Source organism: Candidatus Angelobacter sp., from assembly GCA_035607015.1.
GTDB lineage: Bacteria > Verrucomicrobiota > Verrucomicrobiia > Limisphaerales > AV2 > AV2.
Map to the genome: position 1 here is coordinate 1 of DATNDF010000226.1, position 5,039 is coordinate 5,039.

The 5,039-nt window shown below is 56.7% G+C and carries 7 protein-coding genes and 1 tRNA gene; 3 read left to right on the forward strand and 5 right to left on the reverse strand.

The annotated features are described in order from the left end of the window. Both VN887_09305 and VN887_09310 read left to right on the forward strand, forming a co-directional pair. The coding region (locus VN887_09305; protein HXT40208.1) for a C-terminal helicase domain-containing protein at positions 1 to 582 on the forward strand (582 nt) is incomplete at its 5' end. 89 nt (positions 583 to 671) lie between these two features. Continuing rightward, positions 672 to 983, forward strand: a complete 312-nt coding sequence (locus VN887_09310) for a hypothetical protein (GenBank protein ID HXT40209.1) — start codon at positions 672 to 674, stop codon at positions 981 to 983. A 4-nt stretch (positions 984 to 987) separates the two neighbouring features. On the opposite strand, the gene VN887_09315 is transcribed toward VN887_09310, so the two are convergent. Further along, positions 988 to 1,061: transfer RNA gene (locus VN887_09315), tRNA-Gln, on the reverse strand. Between the two features lie 298 nt (positions 1,062 to 1,359). On the opposite strand from VN887_09315, the gene VN887_09320 reads away from it, so the two are divergent. Further along, a complete protein-coding gene (locus tag VN887_09320) occupies positions 1,360 to 2,103 on the forward strand; it encodes a response regulator (protein HXT40210.1) in 744 nt (247 codons plus the stop codon). 57 nt (positions 2,104 to 2,160) lie between these two features. Here VN887_09320 and ispE read toward each other — a convergent pair whose 3' ends face one another. The 4 genes from ispE to tatA all read right to left on the reverse strand — a co-directional run bounded on the left by ispE (position 2,161) and on the right by tatA (position 4,930). After that, positions 2,161 to 3,033, reverse strand: coding sequence for a 4-(cytidine 5'-diphospho)-2-C-methyl-D-erythritol kinase (ispE, locus tag VN887_09325; GenBank protein ID HXT40211.1), 873 nt, complete (start codon positions 3,031 to 3,033; stop codon positions 2,161 to 2,163). A 53-nt stretch (positions 3,034 to 3,086) separates the two neighbouring features. Continuing rightward, positions 3,087 to 3,545, reverse strand: coding sequence for an exosortase system-associated protein, TIGR04073 family (locus VN887_09330; GenBank protein ID HXT40212.1), 459 nt, complete (start codon positions 3,543 to 3,545; stop codon positions 3,087 to 3,089). Between the two features lie 100 nt (positions 3,546 to 3,645). Continuing rightward, complete coding sequence (locus VN887_09335; GenBank protein ID HXT40213.1) at positions 3,646 to 4,638, reverse strand: twin-arginine translocase subunit TatC; 993 nt, start codon at positions 4,636 to 4,638, stop codon at positions 3,646 to 3,648. 22 nt (positions 4,639 to 4,660) lie between these two features. Continuing rightward, on the reverse strand, positions 4,661 to 4,930 hold the full coding sequence (gene tatA, locus VN887_09340) for a twin-arginine translocase TatA/TatE family subunit (protein ID HXT40214.1): 270 nt from the start codon (positions 4,928 to 4,930) through the stop codon (positions 4,661 to 4,663). Positions 4,931 to 5,039 lie beyond the last annotated feature (109 nt).

The following is a 5,039-nucleotide window of genomic DNA, read 5'->3' on the forward strand; positions in this document are numbered from 1 at the left end:
CACGTTCTCGCCGCACTCACGCGCCTGCGCCAGATTTGCTGCCACCCGGACCTGGTCGGCAACGATTCGGCCTCCGGCAAAACCGAAACACTGTTCGAGCTTCTGGAGCCGCTTCTCGCAGAAGGTCAAAAAGTCCTCGTCTTCAGCCAGTTTGTTCAGATGCTGCAGATCCTGGAAAAGGAATGTTCACTGCGCGGGATACCGACGCACATCCTGACCGGCGAAACCAAGGACCGGCAGGAGGTTGTGAACACTTTTCAGGACGATCAAAGCGCGGCGGTCTTTCTGCTCAGTCTCCGCGCGGCCGGCACCGGGTTGAATTTGACCACTGCCAGCTACGTGGTGCTTTACGATCCCTGGTGGAACCCGGCCGTTGAAGCGCAGGCCATTGACCGCTCACATCGCATCGGCCAGACCCGCACTGTCAACGCCTACCGGCTTATCGCACCGGGAACGGTTGAAGAAAAGATCTGGGAGCTGCAGCAACGCAAAGCGCAAACCATCAGCGACGTCCTCGGCGAGGAGGGTTTCGCGCGCAGTCTGTCGAAGGACGATCTGGAATACCTGTTCTCAGAAGATTGAACTCCGGCGCGTAACCTTCCGCCGTGGAAACCAGTCTGCGCGTTAAGCAGCCCGGTGGAAGCGAAACGAATTGTGAAGGATGGAATCCCATGAAAGCGGTAAAATGTTTGCCGAGGGTTGTCTGCGCGGGCTTCTTGTTGACCAATGGTTGCCTGGTCGTCCGTGAGCATCCGCGGGGAGTTGTCGTAGCGGAAGCGCCGCCTTCCCCGCAGGTGGAAGTCGTTCCCGCGGCCCCCGGTCGCGAATACGTCTGGACCGAAGGTTACTGGGTCTGGCACGGGCGCTGGGTTTGGGAACCAGGGCGGTGGATCATACGTCCTCACTCCGGCGCAATCTGGACACGCGGGCAGTGGGTGCACCGGCGACACGACTGGCTCTGGGAACCTGGCCACTGGCACTGATCGATGGCTGTCCGACGTGGATTCGAACCACGACTAAAGGCTCCAAAGACCTCTGTGCTACCATTACACCATCGGACAAAACGGACGCTCAACTTCACACGAAAGCAGAATCAATCCTTCCAGCACCGCCCGACTTGTAATCGAATCGGCAATGAGATGCAAGCGGATGACTTGGCAGATTTTTGTTGCGTTGGCCGGCAAACAAAATCCGAATCCCGGGCTATCCCGGTGGGTCACATCGCCCTCATCCGACTGTCGCCGTTCTGCAGTCCCGCGCTGACATTATGTCCGCGGTGCAGATAAGGACACAGTGCCTCGAAACGGCGCAACATTGCCCGGTTCAGAAGATTAAGCGGTTCCGACGATCGTGCGACGCTTGGACACGCATACCAATCGTGGCATAACGGCCTCGTTCCCCATTAGTTGTGGCGTCGTCTCCGTCATTGATGACGGCAGGTCTCTTGCTACACAAAGCAGTGTCATCTCTAAGAGAGACCTGCTTATGAACATGAACAAGATACTGATCATCGAAGACGATGAGAGTTTCCGGGCGACCTTGGTGGCTACCCTTGAGGAGCGAGGGTTCGAGGTGTTGCAGGCCTCCAGCGGCGCGCAGGGGGTTCAAATCGCGCGAGCCCAAGAGCCCGACCTGATCCTTTGCGATGTTGAGCTGCAAGGTGTGGGCGGCAACCTCGTGCTTTACGCGGTCCGGAGAGATCCCAAGATTGCATCGTTGCCATTCGTTTTGATGTCGGGCTTTGCGGTCATGGAATCCGGACCCCAGGCGACCGAAAGGGGAGCCGACGCCTTTCTTGCAAAGCCGTTCAGCACCGACAAGCTGGCCGTCATCATCGACAAATGTTTAAACAAGCGGCAACAGCCTCACGAACAAACGGACAGAAGCCCATGTGAAACGCGGGAGGTAATCAAATCGGGTTCTTTGGGTGGCCTGTTGCGTCCTCTCAAAGATATTCTGGAAGCGACGGGTCTTATCAAGACGGCCTGTCCGCGATTGGAATTGAACGAGATCGTCGGATTGGCAACGAAGGCACACCAGGCCGCTTCCAACGTGTATCACGAAATCGAAACGTGGCTGCCTCTCGCGGAAACGGGACGGTAACGTTCGATCCAGGAGTCAACATTGGCGGAGTTGTAAAGCGCTGGGTGTTCGAAGCGATTACAACCCCACGATCGCCGTCCAGCAGTTTTCCCCGAACCGGGACTTGAACCTTTCCAGCAATTCGGCGGCGGCGTCTTGTCCTTCCACTAGCGCAAACGTCGTCGAACCGCTGCCCGACATCATCGTCGCCGTTGCTCCGTTTGATCTCAAGGACTCCTGGAACAGGGCCAGAAGCGGATACTTGTTCAGCACGGGAGCTTCGAGCGAATTGTAAAACTCCTTTGCCGCGGTTTTCAGGTCGCCAGACCGCAGCAGTGAGATGAGTTTTTGTCCCCGACCGGGACGGCTCTCCAAGGGAGCAGAACACTTCTTCAATGCCTGGTAGGCCCAGGCGGTGGAAATTCCGAAGCCTGGATGGATCAGCAAAGCGAAGACGCCCCGCAACGCCGGAAAGCAGCCCAGCGGCTCGATGTTCTCTCCTCGACCCGTGGCCAATGCCGGCCCGTTTTGAAGAAAGAACGGCACATCCGAACCAAGCGAAGTGGCGATCCGCTTCAATTGTTCAATGGTCAATGGCCCGCCGAACAACTCGTTCAGTGCGAGCAACGCATTGGCCGCATTGCCGCTTCCGCCGCCCAGCCCCGCAGCCACGGGGATTCGTTTTTGCAAATGAATCCTCACTCCTTCACCGACTTCCGCGGTCTGTAGAAACGCGGCGGCGGCCCGATAAACGAGATTCGCCGAGTCCAGTGGCAGAGACCTTTCGTTGCAGGTTAGTTCAATCCGGCTGCCGCCGCGCTTCAACTCCAGTTCATCGCACAAGGGCACTGGCTGCATCACCGTCTCGAGTTCATGAAAACCGTCGGCGCGCTTGGCCAGGACGTTCAGCAACAGGTTGATCTTGCAGGGTGATTTTCTGGTCAGCGTCATCAACAAAAAAGGCGCCAACAACGAAATGTTGGCGCCGGTGAAATTCGGACGAATCAGTTGTCGAAAATGCGGAATCGGCTGCCCGGAAACATGGGCGCGACGTCACCCCCGCTGAATCCTAGCGCGGTATCTGGTCCGAAAGTCGGATCGGCCAGCAGATGCGGGGTGTAACTGTCGGGATAAACCGGATCAACGGTCAGATAGTCTGTAAACACGGGATCGTAGGATGGAAACGGCGCGGTCACCATTTCATAGACGCCGACGCCAGTCCGCACCAGGCTCCGATTGAAGCCACGAATAAAACCGGTGGTGTAAGCCATGTCCGGGGTGTCGAGCAGCGCGGTCTGCTCCATGGAACGCCGAATCTCGCCACCGCGCGCGAACTCGGTGAAGTTGCGCATGCCGCGACCGAACTTCTGTTCGAACGCAAAGCCTCCCGGCCCGCTCGCGCAGCCGGTCGCAAAAAGAGCCAGCCCCGCCGAAGCGGCGAAAACGGTAAGTAAGTTACGCATAGATTGTCGTCTTGTTGCTTTCAAGTTAGCGCAGAACAAAAACTTGTAAAGCCTGTTTTGCTTGTCGTTTAGACGAAAACTCACGCTAAATACGGGAAGACTATGCCTCAGCCGCCTGTTTCCTCTCCTTGCGCTCCCAGTACCAGGCGATCCACACGCTGATTTCGTAAAGCATTTGCAGCACAATGGCCATCACGACCTGGGTAAACACTTCCGGTGTCGTCAGCAACGCGCCAAGAACCAGGTTGATGACAACCATGTAACGTCTCATGGCAGACAGCTTCTTGTAATCGAGGATACCTATTTTCACCAGAGCAAGCAGCACAACCGGCAACTCGAAACCAAGTCCCATTCCGAGCATGAACTTAGTGACGAAACTGAAATAGGTCTCTGCACGCCACACCGGCACCTTCACGCCCATCCACAACGCGAACAGCTCGGCGAATTTCAGCGCTCGCGCCAACACGAAAAAATAGCAGAAACAGACACCTACCAGAAACAGGCCAACGCCGACGCCAAACGCGCGGAGGACGTATTTTTTTTCCCTGATCTTCAAAGCGGGCAACACGAACTGCGCTACAAAATAAATTATGAATGGTGCCGCCAGCAGGATGCCTGCAAAGAATGCGAGGTGCAACGACGACAGAAACGGCGCGGCCGGGTCCAAATACACCAAGTCTGTCGCGCTGGCGAGCAAGTCTTCCAGCGGCGGATTTGTATCCACGCGCAGTGAGACCAGAATGTTGGTGCCGGTTTCGAAGGGTTCGACCTGGATAATTACGAGCCGGTTTGTTCCCAAATCGAGAGAGCCGACCCGGTTCGTGGGTGAGTCAAGGGTGGCCAACGTATTCGTTCCCAGGCGGACCAACGCCTTTTGCGTGTGTCCCACCTGGATCAAAGCTGCACGTTGGAGCGGTCTTTTTAGAACAGATACGACCTGGTGAGTCGCGTACAGACAAACGATCATGCCGACCAGCAGCGCAGCGCCGCTTTTGATCAGCATCCAGCGGAGGTCTTCGAGATGTTCGAGAAACGTCTTTACGGGCCCGCCACCGTCCTCCTCTGGACGCAGCTCTTCAGTGGAATCGGCCATGACACCTGCCGCTTGAACTCAATCAGGCTTTGGGCACAGCGGAAGGTTGAGAGGTGTTCTCAGCGCTGGAGTTGGACGGCGGCGCTTTGGGTGGTTGCGGAGGGGGTTCCTCCACCGCACGCTCGATTTCGTCGGTCACTTCGCGCGAAGCTTTCTTGAACTCAGTGATTCCTTTGCCAAGTCCTTTGGCGAATTCAGGAATCCGTCTGGCGCCAAACAACACCAGAATGACAACCAGCACGAGGACCAGTTCGCCACCGCTCAATCCCAACACAGCTAAAGTTACATTCATAAAATCACCCTATCGCGCACAAAAGTAAGCCACGAACCAACGCGCGTAAAGCTCGAAAACGGGTCGGCCTGCGGGACAGCCAGTCGCGTCCCGAAGGGATTATTTCGGC